19 protein-coding genes and 2 pseudogenes are annotated in these 20,771 nt (G+C 61.6%); 8 read left to right on the top strand and 13 right to left on the bottom strand.

The features are described from left to right. Positions 1-22: 22 nt before the first annotated feature. On the bottom strand, positions 23-898 hold the full coding sequence (locus tag AQ611_RS17665; RefSeq protein ID WP_069235542.1) for a LysR family transcriptional regulator: 876 nt from the start codon (positions 896-898) through the stop codon (positions 23-25). 96 nt (positions 899-994) lie between these two features. On the opposite strand from AQ611_RS17665, the gene AQ611_RS17670 reads away from it, so the two are divergent. The 3 genes from AQ611_RS17670 to AQ611_RS17680 all read left to right on the top strand — a co-directional run bounded on the left by AQ611_RS17670 (position 995) and on the right by AQ611_RS17680 (position 4,631). After that, the gene (locus AQ611_RS17670; RefSeq protein ID WP_059515156.1) at positions 995-1,378 is read left to right on the top strand and encodes a tautomerase family protein; all 384 of its coding nucleotides are present in this window, start codon (positions 995-997) and stop codon (positions 1,376-1,378) included. A gap of 312 nt (positions 1,379-1,690) precedes the next feature. Beyond that, a complete protein-coding gene (locus tag AQ611_RS17675) occupies positions 1,691-3,715 on the top strand; it encodes a CHAD domain-containing protein (protein ID WP_069235543.1) in 2,025 nt (674 codons plus the stop codon). A 43-nt stretch (positions 3,716-3,758) separates the two neighbouring features. Continuing rightward, the gene (locus AQ611_RS17680) at positions 3,759-4,631 is read left to right on the top strand and encodes a TOBE domain-containing protein (protein ID WP_069235544.1); all 873 of its coding nucleotides are present in this window, start codon (positions 3,759-3,761) and stop codon (positions 4,629-4,631) included. Positions 4,632-4,688: 57 nt separating this feature from the next. Here AQ611_RS17680 and AQ611_RS17685 read toward each other — a convergent pair whose 3' ends face one another. From AQ611_RS17685 to AQ611_RS17700, 4 genes are all read right to left on the bottom strand, one after another. Continuing rightward, a complete protein-coding gene (locus tag AQ611_RS17685) occupies positions 4,689-5,390 on the bottom strand; it encodes a sulfate/molybdate ABC transporter ATP-binding protein (protein WP_069235545.1) in 702 nt (233 codons plus the stop codon). A 178-nt stretch (positions 5,391-5,568) separates the two neighbouring features. Then, positions 5,569-6,243 carry a molybdate ABC transporter permease subunit gene (modB, locus tag AQ611_RS17690; RefSeq protein ID WP_069235546.1) on the bottom strand — a complete coding sequence of 225 codons (675 nt, stop codon included), beginning with the start codon at positions 6,241-6,243 and terminating at the stop codon, positions 5,569-5,571. A 49-nt stretch (positions 6,244-6,292) separates the two neighbouring features. Next, positions 6,293-7,108: a molybdate ABC transporter substrate-binding protein gene (modA, locus tag AQ611_RS17695; RefSeq protein ID WP_059515146.1), complete on the bottom strand. Its 816-nt coding sequence runs from the start codon at positions 7,106-7,108 to the stop codon at positions 6,293-6,295. 271 nt (positions 7,109-7,379) lie between these two features. Further along, positions 7,380-8,084, bottom strand: coding sequence for a phosphatase PAP2 family protein (locus tag AQ611_RS17700; protein ID WP_059515145.1), 705 nt, complete (start codon positions 8,082-8,084; stop codon positions 7,380-7,382). 253 nt (positions 8,085-8,337) lie between these two features. Here AQ611_RS17700 and AQ611_RS17705 point away from each other — a divergent pair, with 253 nt between their 5' ends. Together AQ611_RS17705 and AQ611_RS17710 are read left to right on the top strand one after the other, a co-directional pair. Beyond that, positions 8,338-9,435, top strand: coding sequence for an extracellular catalytic domain type 1 short-chain-length polyhydroxyalkanoate depolymerase (locus AQ611_RS17705; RefSeq protein ID WP_069235547.1), 1,098 nt, complete (start codon positions 8,338-8,340; stop codon positions 9,433-9,435). Positions 9,436-9,530: 95 nt separating this feature from the next. Beyond that, positions 9,531-9,686, top strand: a complete 156-nt coding sequence (locus tag AQ611_RS17710) for a DUF3563 family protein (RefSeq protein WP_069236366.1) — start codon at positions 9,531-9,533, stop codon at positions 9,684-9,686. Between the two features lie 108 nt (positions 9,687-9,794). Here AQ611_RS17710 and AQ611_RS17715 read toward each other — a convergent pair whose 3' ends face one another. From AQ611_RS17715 to AQ611_RS17735, 5 genes are all read right to left on the bottom strand, one after another. Next, positions 9,795-10,214 (bottom strand): organic hydroperoxide resistance protein, encoded by a 420-nt coding sequence (locus AQ611_RS17715; RefSeq protein ID WP_069235548.1) that lies wholly within the window; start codon positions 10,212-10,214, stop codon positions 9,795-9,797. Between the two features lie 136 nt (positions 10,215-10,350). Next, on the bottom strand, positions 10,351-10,803 hold the full coding sequence (locus tag AQ611_RS17720; protein WP_059515550.1) for a MarR family winged helix-turn-helix transcriptional regulator: 453 nt from the start codon (positions 10,801-10,803) through the stop codon (positions 10,351-10,353). A gap of 113 nt (positions 10,804-10,916) precedes the next feature. After that, positions 10,917-11,723, bottom strand: a complete 807-nt coding sequence (locus AQ611_RS17725) for a BPSS1780 family membrane protein (RefSeq protein WP_059515139.1) — start codon at positions 11,721-11,723, stop codon at positions 10,917-10,919. Then, entirely contained in the window at positions 11,714-12,712 is a 999-nt protein-coding gene (locus tag AQ611_RS17730; RefSeq protein WP_069235549.1) for a homoserine kinase, read from the bottom strand. Before AQ611_RS17730 ends, AQ611_RS17725 begins: the two co-directional genes overlap by 10 nt. 96 nt (positions 12,713-12,808) lie before the next feature. Beyond that, positions 12,809-13,198 (bottom strand): hypothetical protein, encoded by a 390-nt coding sequence (locus AQ611_RS17735; protein WP_059515134.1) that lies wholly within the window; start codon positions 13,196-13,198, stop codon positions 12,809-12,811. Positions 13,199-13,379: 181 nt separating this feature from the next. On the opposite strand from AQ611_RS17735, the gene AQ611_RS17740 reads away from it, so the two are divergent. After that, positions 13,380-14,906 carry an AMP nucleosidase gene (locus tag AQ611_RS17740; protein ID WP_059515133.1) on the top strand — a complete coding sequence of 509 codons (1,527 nt, stop codon included), beginning with the start codon at positions 13,380-13,382 and terminating at the stop codon, positions 14,904-14,906. A 432-nt stretch (positions 14,907-15,338) separates the two neighbouring features. Then, positions 15,339-16,314: pseudogene (locus AQ611_RS17745) on the top strand (phage portal protein). Positions 16,315-16,465: 151 nt separating this feature from the next. Here the strand turns inward: AQ611_RS17745 and AQ611_RS25675 are convergent. Further along, complete coding sequence (locus tag AQ611_RS25675; RefSeq protein WP_146011732.1) at positions 16,466-16,990, bottom strand: hypothetical protein; 525 nt, start codon at positions 16,988-16,990, stop codon at positions 16,466-16,468. A 503-nt stretch (positions 16,991-17,493) separates the two neighbouring features. After that, positions 17,494-17,631: pseudogene (locus AQ611_RS26765) on the bottom strand (addiction module antidote protein); the annotation flags it as partial. Between the two features lie 1,192 nt (positions 17,632-18,823). Between AQ611_RS26765 and AQ611_RS25680 the strand changes: the two are divergent. Beyond that, positions 18,824-19,729, top strand: coding sequence for a hypothetical protein (locus tag AQ611_RS25680; protein WP_146011731.1), 906 nt, complete (start codon positions 18,824-18,826; stop codon positions 19,727-19,729). 291 nt (positions 19,730-20,020) lie between these two features. Here AQ611_RS25680 and AQ611_RS17750 read toward each other — a convergent pair whose 3' ends face one another. After that, positions 20,021-20,770: an LOG family protein gene (locus AQ611_RS17750; RefSeq protein ID WP_059515132.1), complete on the bottom strand. Its 750-nt coding sequence runs from the start codon at positions 20,768-20,770 to the stop codon at positions 20,021-20,023. Position 20,771 lies beyond the last annotated feature (1 nt).

The raw sequence follows: 20,771 nt of genomic DNA on the forward strand, positions 1-20,771 counted from the left end.
CAGGTCGGCGAAATCCGACAGTCTACCGGTGTCCGGCCGTTTGCGCCGGGCCTGCGAGGCTGCCGGCAAAGCGGCGTAGCGTGTCTTTCGAGCGGGCGTCGCGCACCCGCGAATAGAGCGCGATCTGCGAATCCGGCAGCGCGGGCAGCCCCAGGCGCGCGCCGACGTCGATCAGCTCGCGCGGCGCGACGCGGCGCGCGAGCGGGCACACGGCCAGACCTGCGGCGGCCGCAGCCGCAACAGCCGCGACGCCGCCGCCCGTGAAACGCTCGCTCCACGCAATTCCGGCCCGTTCGAGCGCGCGCAACGCGGCGGCACGCACGCCGCACGGGCCGGCCAGCACGGCGAGCGGCAGAGGCTCGCCCGCGCGCGGCACCCAGCCGGGCGCGGTGAGCCACGCGAGCGGCTCGGTGAAGAGCGTTGTCGCATCGTCGCGCGGCGGATCTTCGCCGGGTTCGTGGCGCACGAACACGGCGTCGAGGCGGCGTTCGTCGTATTGCGCAAGCAGCCCCGCCGACATACCGACATGCATCGCCAGCACGAGCCCCGGATCGTGCCGGTGCAGGCTGCTGAGAACGGCCGGCAGATCCGGCACCGCGACGTGTTCGCTCACGCCGATCGACAGCCGCCGCGGGCCGGCCGACAGCGTGCCGAGCGCGCGTTCGTGCGCGTCGAGCAGATCGCGCACGGCGGGCAGGAATGCCGCGCCTTCGGCCGACAGCATGACCCGCCGCGGCGTGCGCTCGACGAGCTGCCGCCCCAACTGCGATTCGAGCCGTTTGAGCTTCAGGCTCACGGCCGATTGCGTGGTGCCGAGCGCATCGGCGGCGCGCGTGAAGCTGGCGAGATCGGCGACCAGCACGAATGCGCGGACGGCGTCGAGATCGAGTGGTTTCATTTAAAATGAAAATAGATGAAATATGGATTGATATCTGTTCATTATAGATAACTGAATCTAAGCTGCATGCATGTTCATTCCACCAGGAGGAAGACCATGCCGTTCACCCGGATCGCATTGCGCGAAGGCAAATCCGCCGAATATCGGCAGGCGTTGTCGGCCGGCGTTCATCGTGCGCTGCAGCAGGCGTTCAACGTGCCCGTCGACGACATTTTCATGATCATCACTGAGCACGGCGCCGATAATTTCTTCTACGGCCGCGACTATCTCGGCATCGCGCGCAGCGACGATCTGGTGATGATCCAGATCACCGCGAACAATACGCGCACGCTTGCCCAGAAGCGCGAGCTGTACCGGCTGATTGCCGATCAGCTTGCCGAATCGCCCGGCGTGCGCCGTGAGGATGTGTTTATCAATCTTGTCGAGGTGCTGAAAGAAAATTGGTCGTTCGGAAACGGAATCGCGCAATACGCGATTTAAGGGCGGACCTCTGCCCGCCGAACGATCGCAGGGTGCGCCGGGTTGAACGCCCGGAAATCCGGGCGCGGGGCGTGGCGTTCAGTCCCGCTGCGCGGGCGGGGCGTGCTCTGCGGCCCGGCTGCGCTCCGCGTTGCCGCTGCGCTCAACGCCGCAGGCATGCGGCGGACGGCGACATAAACGACGGATGGCGGCTGTTGAGCGGCGTTCAGCCACATCGGCCGCAAAAGGGGCCGTGTACTATGTAGAGCATCGGGGGGCACGGCGCGCATGCAATGCGCGGGGCCGGCTCAGCCAACTCCGGAGCTTTACTTCATGGTGCGTGTTCTGGAAATCGTTTTGCACTTCCAGCCTCAAGCCGGGCAAACCGGGCGTGACGCGCGCTCACGCGCCGCGCGGGATTTCGTCGCGGAGCTGGCAAAGGCGTGGCGGCTCTGTTCGACGGTAAAAATGCGTCGCGGCCACGAGCGCGTGACGATCGAGCCATGCTGTTTCGGTGAAGCCGAACCCGAATCCGAATCCGGAGATGGCTGGCATTGGCAAACCTGGACCGAGACCACCGCGCAAGCGCGGCGCGTGCTTGCCGTCCGTAGTCATGCGCTCGCGCCTGGCGTGACGGTGCGCGAGCAATTCGATGGCGCTTGCAAGGACGTGCACGTCGCCGCGCCCGCGATGCAGCACGCGGAGACGGCTACGCCGGCGGATGCGGTGCGGGCCGACGCATCGGCGAAAGAGCGCGATACTGCCGCTTCCGCTTCCGCTTCCGCTTCCGCTTCCGCTTCCGCTTCCGCTTCCGCTTCCGCGCGCGGGCAGCAGCTTGTCGTCGATCGTCGGCGCGGGCGCTGGCTCGATGCGCACGGCGTCGAAGTGGAACTGACGCTCGACGACGTCACGCTGGCGAGCGCGCCCGGCGTTGCCGCCGCTGCCAATGTGCGTGCGCTGCCGTTTGGCGGCGACGTTGCCGCCAGGGCTGTTGCCGCCGGCCTTCGCGCGGTTGATGGTGCACAGACTGGGACGATTGCCGCCGACGCAGGCGCGCCGCCCCGTGCGGCTACGTCGGCGGATGCCGCGAGTTCCGATGCCGGCGCGGCTGCTGACTCCGCGACTTTTGCCGCTGCCGGGCCGTCGGGAAAAAAGGCCAGGGCTGACGGAGTCCGCCACGCCGGCGCGGCCGCGAATGGGAGCGTGAGCCGTGCCGCCGCTGGCGGCGCGATTGCCGCTCATTGCGTCTCGTCGGCGACCGGCACGGCCAGCATCGTCCCCGCACTACACCGCATTTGCGAGCTGCGTCTTTCGGTTGCCGACCCGCGCACGCCCGAGGCCCGCATCGCCGCATTGCGGGCGCTGTTCCGCGCGGCGCGCGAATTGAGCGGCGCGTGGCCGGCGTTTCCCGCGCTCGCGAGCGTGCTCGATCGCGCATGCGCTGCCGACGCGCCCAATATCCTCGGTGCGCCGCTCAAAGCGAAACCGGTCGATTTGTCGAGAATGCGCGCGCAGCGTGCGGCGGTCTTCGCGCTTGGCTGCAACGTGACCGAACAATGGTTCGGCAACGAAGCGGGGGTGCGCGCGAGCAGTGACCCCGAATATGTGCACCAGATGCGTGTCGCGCTGCGCCGGCTGCACACGCTTGCGCGGCTGTTTCCGCGGTATGCGGATGCCGGATGGAAGGAGGCGTTTTCCGCCGACCTGCGCTGGTTGGGCGGATTGCTCGGCGCGGTGCGTGATTGGGACGTCTGCGCGACGTCGACGTTTCCCACGTTCGCCGATACGGACGGTGACCCGGCCGGCTGGGCCGCGATGCTCGACGCGGCGGGCGCGCACGGCGAAGCGGCGCGCGCCGAGTTGCGGCAGGCGCTCGGCACCGCGCGCTATGCGCGGCTCGCGCTCGCGTGGCTCGAATGGCTGTGCATGCTGGCTCATGACGATCCGTCGCACGATGACGACGCGCCATCGCTCAAGCGTCACGCGGCGAGGTGCGTGAGACGGCTGTTCGGCCGCCTACACGGCCGCGCGCGGTTGACGGTGCTTGATGCGGCCGCGAGGCATCGGGTACGCATCGATGCGAAACGGCTTCGCTATGCGCTCGAATTCTTTTTGTCGCTTACGTCGCGCCGCACGCGGGACGAGACGCTCAAGCATCTCGCGAGCATCCAGACCGTGCTCGGCGACGCGAACGACGCAGCTGTCGCGCTCGGCTCGCTTGAACGGCTGTCGGCGCCGCCGTATCAACTCGGCTTTGCGCGCGGCTACGGCGCGGCGGCGCAACGTCATGCGGCAGAGACGGCCGAAACGTTGTTGTGCCGGATGCGGGCGCCGAAAATCAGAGGCAAGCGCGCGTAATCGGCGTGACTATAATGAGTGTCTCTTGCGCCAAACTACGTCGATGACCGCTGTCGATCCGGCCGATTCCCCTTCATCCGCCTCCCGCACCAATGCGCCGCCGCGCGATAGGCGCGAGCCGCTTGCGTTGCACGGCGAGCTTTGGGTGCGCGCGGGTGCCGAGACGCTTGGCGGCGCGGCGCGGATCGCGCTGCTCGCGGCGATCGGCGAAACCGGCTCGATCACGCGCGCCGCGAAGGCGGTGGGCCTGAGCTACAAGGGCGCGTGGGACGCGGTCGATACGATGAACAACCTCGCCGGCGAGCCGCTCGTGCTGCGCTCGACGGGCGGCAAGGGCGGCGGTGGCACAACGCTGACGCCGCGCGCGATCGCGTTGATCGCCGCCTATCGGGCGATCGAACGCGAGCACCGCCGCTTCATCGATGCGGCGAGCGCGGCCGTCGAGGGTTTCGCGCTCAATTGGGAACTCATCGGGAGAATCGGCATGAAGACGAGCGCGCGCAATCAATTGTTCGGCAAGGTCGCGTCGGTCCGGCGCGGAGCCGTCAACGACGAAGTATCGCTCGTGCTGCCCGGCGGGCAGACAATCGTCGCGGTGTTGACGCATGAGAGCACTGATGCGCTCGGGCTCGCGCCCGGCGTCGATGCATGCGCGCTCGTGAAGGCGTCGTGGGTCGTGCTTGCGGTCGACGATGGCGCGCCGCTCAAGCTGTCGGCGCGTAACCAGTTGCACGGCATCGTCGGGACGGTCACGCGCGGCGCGGTGAACAGTGAAGTGCTGCTCGCGCTCGATGGCGGCACGACGCTTGCGGCAATCGTGACGAATGACAGCGTTGATGCGCTTGGGCTTGCGAAAGGCGCGCGCGCGATCGCGGCGTTCAAGGCATCGAGCGTGATTCTGGCGGTCAGCGGCTGATGGCTGATGGTGTGGCGGCACGGGAGCGCCGGACCGAGCGCGGTCGCCACCGTGCCGTCACCGTACGCGCGACATCCATTGCGCGTGCGGCGCCTCATGCAGCACGCGTCCGTCCTGAAGCCGCACTACCTGATCGCCGAACGCGGCGACATCGTCCGGGTCGTGCGTGATCAGCACCATTGGAATGTCGAGCCGTGCCTGGAGATCCGTCAGTTCGCGCCGCATCCGTTCGCGCATCGCGATGTCGAGCGCGGAGAACGGCTCGTCGAGCAGCAGGATTCGCGGGCGCGCGATCAGCGCCCGCGCGAGCGCGACGCGCTGCTTCTGGCCACCCGACAACTGCGCCGGATAATGCCCGGCTAGCTCATCGAGTTCGAAAGCCCGCAGCCAATATGCCGCGTCGTCCGGCAACTCGTCTGCGCGCGGATTGCGCCAGCCGCGCTTCAGCCCGAACGCGAGGTTCTGCCGCACGTTCAGGTGCGGAAACAGCGCGTAGTCCTGAAACAGGTAGGCGACGCGGCGCGCTTGCGTCGGCAGATCGATGCCGCGTGCCGGGTCGAACAGCGTGTCGCCGGCGAGCGAGATCGCGCCGCGATCGGGCGTGAGCAACCCCGCGATGGCTTGCAGCGTCAGGCTCTTGCCCGCGCCGGACGGCCCGAACAGCACGATCCGCTGCGCATTCGACGAGAACGATATGTCGAGCGTGAAATGGCGCTCGGGCGTCGCATACGTCTTGTGGATATCGACGACGAGGCTCATCGCTTGCGTGCTCCGGCGGGGGCGGCATGACCGATGGCAAGGCCGTCATGAACGGCGGAGCTGACTCGCAGCGGCTCGCTTTCGCCAAACGGAGGTCGACCGTGCGCGGCGCCGGCGCGCGCGAGTGAAACGCATGAGATAGGCGAAACGGCGGTAACAGGCATCGTCGCGCGCATCGTCAACGTGCTCCGGCGAGCGCGCGCGGCGGAACGAGCTTTCCCGCAACCAGCAGGATCAGCACACAGACAGCCGACGTAATCAGCACGAGGAAATTCGCAGTCGCGTCGTCGCCCGCCTGCACAGCCGCATAGACGGCGACCGACAAGGTCTGCGTGCGTCCCGGCAGGTTGCCCGCGATCATCAGCGTCGCGCCGAATTCGCCGAGCGCGCGTGCGAAAGCGAGCAGTGCGCCGGCGAGAATGCCGCGCGCGGCGAGCGGCAGCGTCACGCGAAAAAAAATGCCGGTTTCACTCACGCCGAGCGTGCGCGCCGCGCGCTCGAGTTGCGGATCGACCGCCTCGAACGCCGCGCGCGCCGATTTCAGCACGAGCGGGAACGCCACGACCATCGACGCGATCACGGCTCCCTGCCACGTGAACACGAGCTGGACGCCGAGCGTGTCGAGCCACGCGCCGAATACGCCACGTCTGCCGAGCAGCACGAGCAGGTAATAGCCGAGGACGGTCGGCGGCAGCACGAGCGGCAGCGTGAGCAGCGAGTCGATCACGTCGCGCGCGCCTGAGCGCCAGCGCGCCAGCGCGTAACCGGCCGCGACACCGAGTACGACGTCGAGCACCGTTGCCCAACCGGCAACTTTCAGCGATAGCAGCAGCGGAATCCAGGCGTCGTGCATCGGCAATCTCTGATTCGGTATCGGGCGATTGAGTCTGGCCCGGCGTTGCTCAGCGGGCCGCCGGCGCAGCAGTGGCGGCGGGCTTGAACCCGTATCGTGCGAGCACCGCCTGGCCGTCGGGCGAAAGCACGAATGCGATGAATCCTTGCGCGGCAGCCGGATGCCGGCTGCCCTGGACGACGGCAACCGGGTAGGTGATAGGCGTTTGCGTCGGCACGTTCAGCACGACCTTCACGCGATCCGGCATCACGGCGGCGTCCGTGCCGAACACGAAACCCGCGTCGACCTCACCGCGCGCGACATAGTCGAGACTCTGGCGCACGTTCGCCGCAAGCACGCCTTTCGCGCTGATCTCGCTCCACACGCCCGCGGCTTTCAGCGCGCCTTCGGTGTAGCGGCCCACGGGCACCGACGCAGGATCTCCAAACGCCACGCGCTTGACCGCGGGCGCCGCCAGCTCACGCAGCGAGCCAAACGTTGCGCGGCTGTCGGCGGGCACGATCAGCACGAGCGAGTTCGCGGCGAAATCGCGCCGCGTTCCGTCCGCTATCACGCGCTCGGCCACCGCACGGTCCATGGCTTTCTGGTCCGCCGATGCGAACACGTCGACCGGCGCGCCCTTGGCGATTTGCTGCATCAGCACGTCCGATGCGCCGAAGTTGAACAGGATCTTCGTGCCCGGATGCCGCTTCTGATACGCATCGCCGATCGCTTGGAACGCGTTGGTCAGGCTCGCGGCCGCGGAGACGACCAGTTCGTCGGCGGCATGCGCGACGGATGTGACGCCGAAGCCGGCAGCGAGCGCGGACAGTGTTGCAGCATGCAGGAACAGGCGCCGGGCGGAAGAGCGAAGCGAAGCGGACATGGCGGGTAGCGATCGCGTGGACGAAAGCTGTAATCGTAATATATGCGAGGTTATAACGCGTGACGTATCGGTGGATCGGCCGCTACGCGGCAAGGGGCGGCATAAGTATTGTCGGGGCAGGACAAAAGACGCTCTGGCGCATATGCTCGACCTGCCGACCTGCCGACCTGCCGACCTGCCGACCTGCCGACCTGCCGACCTGCCGACCTGCCGACCTGCCGACCTGCCGACCTGCCGACCTGCCGACCTGCCGACCTGCCGACCTGCGCCGCTACGCGTGCCGCAGCATCGGCTGTATATCGAGCGTTTGCTGAGGCTGGGAAAGCGGCCGCGACGCCGGCCGGTAGTTCGGATTCGCCTTCCAGCGTGCACGCACATACGGGCGCTCGTGGCCGGACAGCTGCAACGCCACCGCGGTCACCCAGCGGTGCGATGGCACAGTGACGCCATGCAGCGCGATCGTGACGGCCGCCAGACTTGCCGCGACCGCCGGTGCTGACCAGCGGTGCGGCACCGCGTGCCACGAACCGACGATGAACGACAGCGCGGCAATCGCACCGATGATGCAGCCCGTGACGGCTTCGGATGGCGAATGGGCGTCGAGCGCGACGCGCGACAGCCCGACCGCGATACCGGCCGCGAAGCCGGCCATGACGCCGGCGATGCGAATGGCCGGCCGCGTGCGCGCGAGCGCGAGAAACAGCGCGACCGGGTAGACCGACGTCGACAGCATCGCATGCCCGCTGAAGCCCGTGAAATCCCAGGCGCGCACGCCGATTCCCCAGCCGAGAAACGCAATCTTGGTGAGCGCGACAGCGCCGATTGCTGCGCCGAGCACCGCCAGCCACGCAGCGGCGCGGCGTACCGAATAGCCGAGCGCCAGCCACACGGCGATCGTGACGGCGAGGGGGAGGGTCAGTCCGGCACCGCCTAGAGCGGTGACCGACATCCACAATCGGGGCGGCAAATCGAACATCGGGCGCTGCGAGCAGGTAGGCGGAGAGATGGAATACTTGTTTAACGCACGAGTCGGTAATAGCGACTACAACGAAGACAAGCGGCGAACCTCCCCAGTATACCGACAGCGCACGCCGGTTGCGGATCGGTCGGCGGCCGGGCATTGGGCCGGGCGGTGGATAGGATCAGGAAAATAATGCTATTGTGCATTGCACAAAGCTGAATGAAGCCGCCTGCAAGGCGTCCCTAAATTTGACTGCGAGCCCCGACCCATGACAAAAAGTCTGACGAAACTATGGCTGGGCAGTATGAAGCGCATGTTGCATGCCCAAACCCAGCCGATCCGGGAGTCCGCTTCCCGCTCCATCCGCCGCGCGAGCCGGGCCGCCGCGGCGGCCGCCAAAGCAGGGGCGGTGACGCCGCAAGAGTCGCGTGTGCGTCCGCGGGCGGCCGCGTGGGTGAATGGCGAATGGAGCCGCGCCGATCATCCGCTGCCGCCGTCGTTCGGGCGCTTTGTCAAGCATCTCGAATACGGTCTTTATGTGCCGCCCGTCAAGTACACAGGCAACCTGCCGCTCGTCGTGATGTTGCATGGATGCAAGCAGAACATGGAGCAGTTCGCGCAAGGCACCCGGATGAATCTGCTGGCCGACCAGTATGGTTTCGCGGTGCTGTATCCGGAGCAATCGCACCGGGCGCACGCGCACGGCTGCTGGCATTGGTATGAGGATACGGCGCGTGCCGGCGGCGGCGAGGCGCAGGCGATCGTCGATCTCGTCGATACGCTGGTGGCCGAGCGCGGATTCGACGCATCGCGTGTCTATGCGGCCGGGATGTCGGCGGGCGCAGGGCTCGTGTCGTTGCTTGCGCTGCATTTTCCACAGCGCTTCGCGGCGGTTGCGTTCCATTCGGGGCCGGCGTTCGGCGATGCGAATTCCGGCGTCACTGCGATGGACGTGATGCGCCGAGGTCTGCACCGCAATCCTGCCGCTATTGTTGATGCATTGGTTGAGCCCGGCGCGTACCCTGGAATGCCGGCGATCATCGTGCATGGCGACGACGATCGCGTCGTCGCACCGAAGAACGCGGAGCAACTGGCAGTCGAATTTTTGCGGCTCAACGGCTTGGCGAATGCGCAAGGGCAGCCGGTGGGCGCCGAGCATTTCGAGACGAGTTCAGCCGGCATGCATATGCTCGATTATCGGCGGGATGGCGAATTCGTCGTGCGTCTTTGCCGGATCGAGAAGCTTGCGCACGCGTGGGCCGGCGGCGACGACAGCGTGCCGTTTCATTCGTCGATTGGGCCTGATGCGAGCGAACTGATCTGGTCGTTTTTTGCATCTCACGTGCGGGCTGGCGTCGCGTCGTAACGACGCTCGGTTAGGGTGGCTGGCATGAGATCAGGGTTTTCCCTATAATTAGGGTTAACGCTTAAGATAAAACCCTTGGATTGGAGTTGCCGATCATGTACCTGCTGAGCCGTTTGTTCCTGTTTCTGACAAAATCGCCCGAGCAACGTGCGAAAGAACGTGCCGATGCCTATCTTGCCGGCGCATCCGATTTGTACGACCTCGAGTTCCGGATGCGCAAACTCGACCGCGAAGCGGTATTCGATCGTTGAAGCTTGAGTATTAAGTACTTACAGAATTTATACGCATAAAGATAAAGGGCGCGCTGGCTATATAGCCGCGCGCCCTTTCGTTTATCTACGCGCGGCGCAAGCCGCGACTTAGACGATGACGAGCCGCACCGCGACATTGTTGCGCGTTGCGTTCGAGTACGGGCACACCTGATGCGCGCGGTCGACGAGCGCTTGCGCGGCCGAGGTATCAAACCCGGGCAGCGACACGCGCAATTCCACGTCGAGCGCGAATCCGCCTTGTTCGTTCGGACCGATGCCCACTTGCGCCGTAACGGTGGTGTCGGCGGGCAAAGCCTGCTTGTTTTGTCCGGCGACGTATTTCATCGCGCTCAGAAAACATGCTGAATAACCGGCGGCGAACAGTTGCTCGGGGTTCGTACCTTCGGCGCCCGTGCCGCCCAACTCGCGCGGCGCGGCGAGCTTCACGTCGAGTTTCTGGTCGGGAGTCGTCGCGCGGCCGTCGCGGCCGCCGGTGCTGGTTGCGGATGTTTGGTACAGGATGTGCATGGTGAACTCCTATCGATTAGAAAATGGGCTCGGCGAATCGCGAAGCGCGGGCCACGAAATAAATATATCACGCTAATAATTAGTGTACAAATTAATTTGCTTGGAGCGGCACACTCACGCAGACATACTCGGTTCGTTAACCTTGGTTGGCTTCGGTGAGCGCTTGCCGCAGGCGGGTCAGATCCTCCCGCAGCCGAATCAGGAAATCGGGCGTTTGCCGCATCGCGCAGAATAGTTCGCCTGGCACCGCCTGGGCGTTCTGCTTGAGTGCGGCGCCGCTTGCAGTCAGCCGCGCACGCACGATCCGCTCGTCGGCTGCATCGCGCGCCCGCTCGATGTACCCCAGTGCCTCGAGACGCTTGAGAAGCGGTGTCACTGTGGCTGGATCAAGGTTGAGGCGCGCGGCGATGTCCTTGACTTGCATATCGTCGGTTTCCCACAGCACGAGCATTGCGAGGTACTGCGGGTAGGTTAGCGCGAGTTTGTCGAGCAGCGGCTTGTACGCTTTCGTCATCGCGAGCGACGTCGAATAGAGCGCGAAGCAGAGTTGGTCGTCGAGCGTAAGCGGAAATACGGGCGAGTCATTCATCATGGTGGACTCATCACGGTACAAAATATTTGTGTGCAAACGATTGTGCGCGCAATTCTATCGATTGGCGAGCGTGGCCGACGCCGGAGGGCGCGGCCCATCGATTTTGATCGTTATCGTGATTGGGGCAGAGTCGGCGCCCCCGGCTCCTGGATTCCGTAGCAGCCGCGATAGGTTGCGTAGAACGAGCAATAGAGCATGGCCGTGATCACGACCGACGCGGGCATCATCACCGTCAACGCATAGGCGCCGGCACCGAGTGCCTGCATCAGCGCGGCGAGGCCGAACGACACGCCTAACGCGACTGCGAACCACAGCAGCCCGTAGACCGTGAATGCCCCCTTGTTGCGCCAGCAGCTCACGATGCTGAAAAAAAGTGCCTTGACGGGCGGGATGTCATGCCAAGCGGTCAGTGTCGGCGCGAACCAGAACATCATCGCGACCGGCAGGTACAGCGTGGCGGCGATCATCATCGCGACGAGCACGCCCGGCGTGGCGAGCGCTTCGGGCTCCGATGCGTCGATGCCGAGACCGAACATGATCTTCAGCAGCGTGCCGCCGTCGCCGAGCGACGAGCAGGCGAACACAAGCGCAATCGACGCGATGTAAATCCCGCCGAGCGCGAAAAGCCTTTGCGTGACGACCGGTCCATACGAGCGGAATCCGTCGATCAGGATCGTCGGCAGCACCTGCTTGCCGGCGATCGTATCGCGGCACGCCGCCATGAAGCCCACCGCGATGCCCGGGATGAACAGCAGCGGCAGCGCCGGGCCGATCAACGGCACGAGCGATATCAGCATCATCGCGAGCAGGTATGTGAAGAACAGCGTGACGAACGCGAGCGGATTGCGCCGGAACAGCCAGATGCCCTGGCGGAACCACACATAGCCGGTCTTGGCGGGAACTTCGATCAGTTGCATGAGATGTGGGTCTTGGGGAGCGCACTCGCGCGGGCGATGCGCTCGCGCAGGATACGTTCGAAATGGCCCGGGTCGTGCGGCTTGAGCACGTGCGCGGCGCGGGGCAGGTGGAAATCATACAGGCGCGACACCCAGAAGCGATACGCGCCCGCGCGCAGCATGTCGTTCCAATGGCGGCGTTCGTCCGCCGTGAAGGGACGCACGGTCTGATAGGCGCGCAGCAGCGCGTCGGCGCGCGCGCCGTCGAGCGCGCCCGTGTCGAGATCGACGCACCAGTCGTTGACGGTCACCGCGACGTCGAACAGCCATTTGTCGCAGCCGGCGAAATAGAAATCGAAGAAACCGCCGAGCCGCACGGTATGCCCGCTATCTGGGGCCGCATGCGCGAACAGCGCGTTGTCGCGGAACAGGTCGCAATGGCACGGGCCTTCTGGCAGGACAGCGTAGCTGGAGGACGCGAAGAAATCGGTCTGGTGCGCGAATTCGCTTTCAAGCAGCGCGCGTTGCGCCGTATCGACGATCGGCGTGAGCACCGGCACGGTTTCGCGCCACCACGACAGACTGCGCAGATTCGGCTGGCGGCGTGGATAGTCGCGGCCCGCGAGGTGCATTCGTGCGAGCATCTGGCCCACCTCGACGCAATGTTCGACACGCGGCGCAAGCTCGGCCGTGCCTTCCAGTTTCGTGACGATCGCGCACGGCTTGCCGTGCAACTCGCCGAACAGCGTGCCGTCCGCGCGCACGACCGGCGCCGGCACAGGTATTCCGTGCCGCGCAAGATGGCTCATCAAATCGATATAGAACGGCAGTTGCCCGGCCGTCAGATTCTCGAAGATGGTGAGCACATACTCGCCGCGCGTCGTCGTCAGGAAGAAGTTGCTGTTCTCGATACCCGACGCAATGCCGCGGAATGCGACGACGTCGCCGAGATCGTAGTGGCGCATCCAGTGTGCGAGGTCAGCATCGGAAACAGCAGTGAAAACGGCCATGCAAGAAAAACGTCGGTTCGGGTTGGCGTGCCGGCGGCGCGGCCGGTGTCGCGAAAGGGCGTGGGAGGCGCGGCGCCGTGCCGGCGCCGGGCAGAGTCAATAGTGCAGATTGACCGACGGCAGGCGGGTGATCGGCACGCTTGCATCGTGCGGCCGCGGCGACGTGTCGGGCGAGGCGCTCATCTGATAGCGGGTGCCGAAATTCGACTTCACGTTGATTTCGACCGGCTTGCCGCGATCGCGGTATTCGGTGACTTCGGTGCCGTTCTTGCTTTTTTCGTAAAAGCTCGGCGTGCGCCGCACGTCGTTGAGATCGACCTTCGACGTGACTTCCGCGGCTGGGCGGTTGATCTTCGTGAGATCGGGCAGCCCGGCCGCCTCGTTGGCAGCCGCCTGGGCCTGCGCGTCGACGCTTGCGTCGGCGGCGTAAGCCGGGCCGCCGAGCGCGACGGCGGCGAAGGTTGCGGCGAGAAGGTGCGGCTTCATCGTGTTTCTCCCATTGAACCATTCGATTCTAGCAAATACCCGCGCCGTGCCGATGGGTGTTCGCGGGCCGGCGGGCAGCCTCGTTGTCTTTCCGCCCTCTTGGCTTCGTTGCCGGAATCGGGCTCGGCCGCGCGGGCGGGTTCCGTGGTAATGTCGAAACGATCTGAAGAGGCCCTGATAAATGAAGAACGATCACGATCACCGCATTCGCACGCTCACGCCGGGTGCGTCCCCCGTCGAGGTGTTCGACGACCCAGTCGCCGCCGTCGCGCGGCTTTCCGCGCTCTACGAGACGAACACTGCGTTCTTGCGCGACGCGTTCGCGCGCTACCGTCGCAACGACACGTTCGACACCCGCGTGCGCGCATGCTATCCGTTCGTGCGGATTCGCACCGACATCAATACGCACATCGACTCGCGCCGTTCCTACGGTTTCGTCGCCGGCCCAGGCGTGTTCGAGACGACGCTCACGCGCCCCGATTTATTCGCGAGCTACTATCGCGAGCAGTTGCGTCTGCTTGCGAAGAACCACCACGTGCGCATCGAGGTGGGCGTTTCGTCGCAACCGATTCCGATTCATTTCGCGTTTCCCGAGGGAATCCATCTGGAGGGCGATCTCGATCGCGACCGTCTCGTCGCGATGCGCGACGTGTTCGACACGCCCGACCTCGCCTACCTCGACGACCGGATCGTCAATGGCACTTACGAACCCGCACCGGGCGAGCCGCAACCGCTCGCGCTGTTTACGGCCGCGCGCGTCGATTTTTCGCTGCACCGGCTGCGTCACTACACGGCGACGTCGCCCACGCATTTTCAGAACTACGTGCTGTACACGAACTATCAGTTCTATATCGACGAATTCGTGAAGCTCGGCCGCACGCTGATGTCGGCCACGGACGATGCGCAGGCGCGTGCGTATCGCAGCGAGTACACGGCGTTCGTCGAGCCGGGTGACGTGATCACGTACAACGCGAATCTCGGCGATGCGTCGACGGAAGGCATGCCGCCTGCGCGTCTGCCGCAGATGCCCGCATATCACCTGAAGCGCGCGGACGGCAGCGGGATCACGATGGTCAATATCGGCGTCGGGCCGTCGAACGCGAAGACGATCACCGATCACATCGCGGTGCTGCGCCCGCATGCGTGGGTGATGCTCGGCCACTGCGCCGGGTTGCGCAACACCCAGCGCCTTGGCGACTACGTGCTGGCGCACGGCTATGTGCGCGAAGACCATGTGCTCGACGACGACTTGCCGCTGTGGGTGCCGATTCCGGCGCTTGCCGAAGTGCAGGTGGCGCTCGAGCGTGCGGTGGCGCAGGTCACGCAGCTCGACGGAGCGGAATTGAAGCGCGTGATGCGCACCGGTACGGTGGCGAGTGTCGACAATCGCAACTGGGAATTGCGTGATCATCGTGAGCCGGTGCAGCGGCTGTCGCAGAGCCGCGCGATTGCGCTCGACATGGAAAGCGCGACGATCGCCGCGAACGGTTTTCGCTTTCGGGTGCCCTACGGCACGCTTCTGTGCGTATCGGACAAGCCGTTGCACGGCGAGCTGAAACTGCCTGGGATGGCCGATCAGTTCTATCGCGCGCAGGTTGATCAGCATTTGCAGATCGGCGTGAAGGCGATGGAAATTCTTCGCACGAACGGGCTCGACCGGCTGCATAGTCGCAAGCTGCGGAGTTTTGCGGAAGTGGCGTTTCAGTAGGAAACCTTTGCTGCACAAGGCTCCCCGGTTGGTTCGGGGAGCCTTCGTGTCTAACATGAGCGTTAGTGTCTAACTTGCACGCGTCAATGGAACTGGTTGGACGCGTTCGACTTTGCGTGCTTTCCTGTAGTGCGCCGTCATGCTCTCGCTCGTGTGGCCGGCCAGCGATTGCGCTGCCGCCGCGCCACGCCGTCATTTTAGGTCGGTCAGCGCCTTTGCCCGCAGATCGTGGAAGTGCATATCGGTTAGATACAGCGGGTTAGCTCTTGATGTGTTCGACGTTCACGCGCCACGGCTCAATCTGCTGTGTTTGTGGGGCATCCATTCTTTATCTTTCACACAGTTCTATTCATGAGCAAGCGCTGATCGCGCGCATCGCGCCGCTACTTAGTCGCGCCGCACAAGAGTGCCGACAGCGCGAAGCCGGCGCGCATCGAGATCTTCACGTTCGACGCTCCCATGCCCATCATGAACCGGGTCGAGATTTTCGATTGCATCGAGTATTGGCCGAACGACGAATGGCTAGAACTGGCGGTTGGTTTCGCCGGCCTGGCGAAATTGTTTCGCGGCCTGCACGTACCACCGCTCGGCGCTGTATTTCAAGGCGAACATGCTGGCGTCGACGTTCTGGCCGCATAAACGGCCGTCGCGGCACGCGTTCGAATGGTGAGTGCTCGATTTCCTGACGTCTGGCAACGGCTACCTGCAGCGTAGACAAAATCGGCTCGGCAACACGCTGCACTTTGAGTCGATGCTGACGAAATACACGCGGCGCAAGGCGGATTTCAGCGGTTTCGTATATGTGAACGGCTGGCAGGATGGGCATGAGTTCGAGCCTGACAGCGTGTTTCAGCTCATGCGGCCGGATATCGATCAGGGAGTGTATGGCCAGCCGAATTATCCAGGCTCGTTGCATTGAGCCTGGTTGAACGAATCGTCGATGCTGCTCCGGCGCAGGTACTACAAGAACGGCAGTCATGCCGGGTTCATCCTGCACATGACGGACGCGACGCAGGGTCGGGACGGCGTCGACAACCTGCGGGAGGCGTTGAGGAACGCGAAAGGACCGCGCAAGTTCCGCGACGTGTCCATGTACGCGCCGAACGGAAAGAAGGGTGGGATTCAGCTCATTCTCTTGTCCGAGGTTGCGGCAAAGGATGCGTTTTTCAATATCAAGAACGTGACGCGTGATAATTTGTTCGCTGCGCATCGGGTGCCGCCGCAGCTACTCGGCATTGTGCCGAGCAACTCCGGTGGGTTCGGCGCGCTGGATACGGCCGCGCGCGTGTTTGGGCGGAATGAAATCAAGTTGCTGCAGGCGCGCTTTGGTGAGCTGACCGACTGGTTTGGCGAAGCGGTCGTGTCGTTTAACGTTTATGAGATATCTACCGGGCTGGTTGTGGGATAGCTGCTGGGCTCGTACTTTGCTGAATGTTACATATTGGTAGGGCAAGGTTTAGTGCCGCATGGTTGTTAGATATGCTGATGAAATATAGAAACTATGTGACCATGCGGCTCTTAAATTTTAATTCAATTGATTAATGAATTAATGGGATTTTTTAAGATGCGTAGTTGAATGTCATTGTTCCGCTTGCATTAAAGCCGTGTAATGATTGTGCGCTCATGGAATAGCCGTTAAATAGGAGTAATGTCGTGTTATGAATATCGACGCATTGAAGAGTTACGTTGTTGCCATTGTTTATGGTCACGGTAAATGTGCAGGTCTTTATGTTCAAAAGAGTTTCCGGTAGTGCTGCTGTTCCAGCCAAATTAACCGAAAAATTAAAGGGGGCTGGAGGAAGTGCGGTTGTGGAACCAAAACAATCTAGCGGAATAGAAGAACCTTTGAATTTAATCAATTCGCTCTCGATGGAGAAGTGGCGCAATTGAGTATTGCCTTCCAAGGTAAATGAGCCGCTTGCCTTTATGTACTGATAGCTTTCTACAGGGAGGCGATCGCGAACTTTGGGATATTCTTTTCTGATTAGTTCCATTCGTTCGTTGTCGAGATCAATTCCAAGTTCTGTAATAATTCCGAATGCCGAAATTTGTTCTTCGGTAAGAGGTTTGATATTTTCTTGCATTTTTTTGCTCCGATTGGATTGATTTAATGCTCTCGCGGATTTGTATCGAAAAAATTCAATCGATTTCAAATCAGTTGTAATAATATAAAAATCCAATTAATCTTCAACCTATAAGGTCTAGTAGTGTGCGCTTCGGGGTGTAGTTTATTTTTTGCAAGAATATTGATATTGATTGGATTTTGATTTTCGTCAAAATAATATTATAATATTTGCCTGTATGCGGCGATATTTTAAGATATTAAAATTTTCTGCTTAATCTATGCGATAGTGTTGCTACCAGGTGCGTTCTTATGGATATGCCATGGAAACCGATTGGTGCGTCGGGTACTACAGCCCGTGTGTTTGCGTGATCTGAAATCAAGTTTCTGCAGGTGTGCACTTCGCTGATCTGAGCGACTGGCTTGGTGAGATGGTTGTTTGGTTCGACGACAGCGAGATTCCGTCGGGGTCAGCGGCCGCATAAAAGGGCGCTGACCGGTGCTTTATGTGCTGTACCGATGGCGTTACATGTGTCGTTGCGCGCGAGCGCTTGCGTGTTGGTCCAGCGCCGATGTTGCTTCGGCGGCCTGTGTAGCCGGTGTAATGGTCAGGTGCAATCCCAACGAACCGGCAACCTTCATGATCGTTGCGAATTCCGCGTTGCATTTCGCTTAGGCCAGTTGTCGACGCTTACCGCTTAGCTGATCGCAGGGGAAGGTTGCGGACCTAATGGCGGGCGGATTGAGATGGCGGATATTACGCCGGACGACGCTATGGTTGACGCGCCAGAAGGGCGTCGATATGTGCGTCGGGGTTAGCGTTCAAGAAGCAAGTTGATCAGATCGTTCTGATAGCTGGGGATACTGACTTTGTACCGGCCGCAACACAGGCCCGACGCGAGGACATCGATTTCATCCTTGATCCGATGTGGAAAGGGATCACACCGAACTTGAACGAACATATCGACGGACTGCGCGCCATCTGTCCTCAGCCGCAACGAAGGCCCTAACCTGCATGGCTGGATGCGGTGTGGGGACAGTGAAGTTACAGTTTGGACGAGCTTGGGTAGTCCTGATTGACTTTGATTAGCTTTGGTTTTGTCGATGGCAAGTCGTGCAAAGCTTTGATTTTTATGCGTTTTGGGACGGGTAAAGCTCCGAAGGCAGCGTTTGATTGCACGCAAGAGTCGTCTAATTTGCTCCCAGATTGCTGCCGAAATCGCGGTGTAATCGCGAATGGTATTTCCGTAAAACATTTGAGGAAATGATGGAACACCTTGATTTGACGTAATTTCGTGCCTGGAAGCCGCGCAGCTTTGAGAAAGTGGCGTTCCAGTAACGGATCGGTTCGCGGCGCGACGAGGGTTCCGTGCGCGCCCGCGAATCCTTGCGAAACCCCCTTGTGTCTGCGAATCTTTACGCAACAGCGCCCCCTGTGCTCACGCGTCTTGCCATCGCCGTCATCTAGTTCAATTCTTCATACAGCTCGTTGACAGTATTCAGCTGTGGCCTTCCTGTTTATCGACTTCGTCTGAATAAAGGGTGTTTCGTAGTGGCGCCTAAACTTTGTTATGCATCGACTAACGTTGATTAGAGATGCGCTGAGATTTCAAAAAAGGCGGCGCGTTCGATAATTCTCTGGCGATGGTTTTCGAGCGGAAGGATCAATTTAATCGATTCTTTCCCATTTTATTGGGCCGAGAGAATTTAATTTGGTTAATGTGCCGTTTGCACTTGTACGGCTTTGAGGGGTGTTTCATTGATTTGCTGTTCTGGAAATATATATTCGCATAAGCGAAAAGATGCGGATTCTGCATCAAAGTAACTTTCAAGCATGCTCTCAGGGGAATGAAGGTTGGGGTTTGAGCTTGTATACACCGGACATGGTGTGCAGGGAGGATGGGGCGCGGCTTCGGATGCAACACCGGATACACCGCTGTTAAGCCCAAGCGAATTCACGCATCAGGTCGTTTTGCCGAGAATAAGTGATCACACGAAGAAAATCGACTTGCAAGTATGCCATTCTGCCGAGGGGCGCTATCCTCTTGCTCAAATAGTGGCAAACATGGCAGGGATTCCCACTATCGGTTATAAGGGGGAAATGCGTGCCATGTCCAATGCCGATAAAATTTTCAACTCGAAATTATTTTTCCCGGAAGAGGGTGGCAAGGCGAAAAAAACAATTGAAGCGGCCGAGTGTCAATTTATGGAAAAACAGAATGCTTCTGATAATGCCAATATCATGTCAATGATGTTGATGTGCTTGCCTTGTCGGTTCGGTGATAATCAAATTGAGGAAAGTGATTCAAATAACGCTTTTCAACATGGTCCTGTAGAGGGAAGGCGAATCCCGGGTAGCACGTCGAGTGACTCTCTCGGTATATTTTCCGACGCTCCTTCATCGTCTCAAGGGGCCGCACGGATCGACAACCTGTTGAATGCGGGTGCCTCCGGATCTGAATCTGTACAAAGAGAGCGCCTAAGAAATGCGTTTCTGGAAATTATGAATGATCAGTATGGACAGTTATTAGTTGATGAGATTGAGCCGGCAGTGCTTGATGAGCGTATTAGGTTTAATTTTCTGGATAATTCTTTGGGTAATCACATGGATGTGTCGGATGCGGGCACTCATCATGCGATTGTTAACATTAACTTCCAAAACGATAATGTAGGACAAAACTCAAGCGCTCTTCGTAATGCGCTACGACAGGCGTTGGATATAACTGATGGTGTCGACATAGTACCCAAAGAAGACTTGTAAGGTCCCGCTTGGGCAGCGTTCAAATGCCGTAGCCGTCGGCGCGCTGCGCTTCGTTTGTGAGTCGATGCGCGCTTTGGGTATGGGTATCGGCGAGTAGTGGCAGTGATGTCCTCGATGAGTCGAGGTGGGCGATTGGCGTATTGCACGCAAGCCGGAAATGCGACGCGGGCCGGGCTGGGCATCCGGCCCGCGTGAATGAAACGAGTGGTGGTGCGGCACATCCGGATCGGTGGCAAGCCGAATGCGCAATCGCAGTTGGGGTGGGTGCCGGTGCGGCACCCACCGCGCCAATCACAAATAGAACATCCGGTCTTCGTCCGGCCGCGGCGGCTGCGCTTCCTCGGCCTCTTCGCCGCGATCCTCATAAAACGCGAGCACAGCCTCGAGCACCTGATCGGGATCGTCGATCACCTGCATCAGATTCATGTCTTCCGGATTGATCAGACCCATCGGGATTAACTGATCGCGGAACCATTGCAGCAGGCCCTGCCAGAATTCGCTGCCCACCAGCACGATCGGCACGAGGCGCGACTTCTTCGTCTGGATCAGCGTCAGCACTTCGGACAGCTCATCGAGCGTGCCGAAGCCGCCCGGCATCACGATCACCGCGTCCGAGTTCTTGACGAACGTGACCTTGCGCGTGAAGAAATGGCGAAAGCGCAGCGAGATATCCTGGAAGTTGTTGCCGTGCTGCTCGTGCGGCAATTCGATATTGAGCCCGACGGACGGCGCCTTGCCGGCGTGCGCTCCCTTGTTCGCCGCTTCCATGATGCCGGGACCGCCGCCGGAAATCACCGCGAAGCCCGCGTCGGACAGCTTGCGCGCGATCTGCACGGTGAGCTGGTAATGCGGCGAATCGGGCTTCAGACGCGCGGAGCCATAGATGCTGACAGCGGGGCGGATCTCCGACAGATACTCGGTCGCCTCGATAAACTCTGCCATAATCGTGAACATCTGCCACGAAGCGCGAGCCTTCTTCGCTGTCGCGCGTTCTTGATCTGCGAGCGAGCGCAGGCTCGGAATCACTTTTCTCTTGTCCATA

The organism is Burkholderia singularis, assembly GCF_001718875.1.
GTDB classification, from domain to species: domain Bacteria; phylum Pseudomonadota; class Gammaproteobacteria; order Burkholderiales; family Burkholderiaceae; genus Burkholderia; species Burkholderia singularis.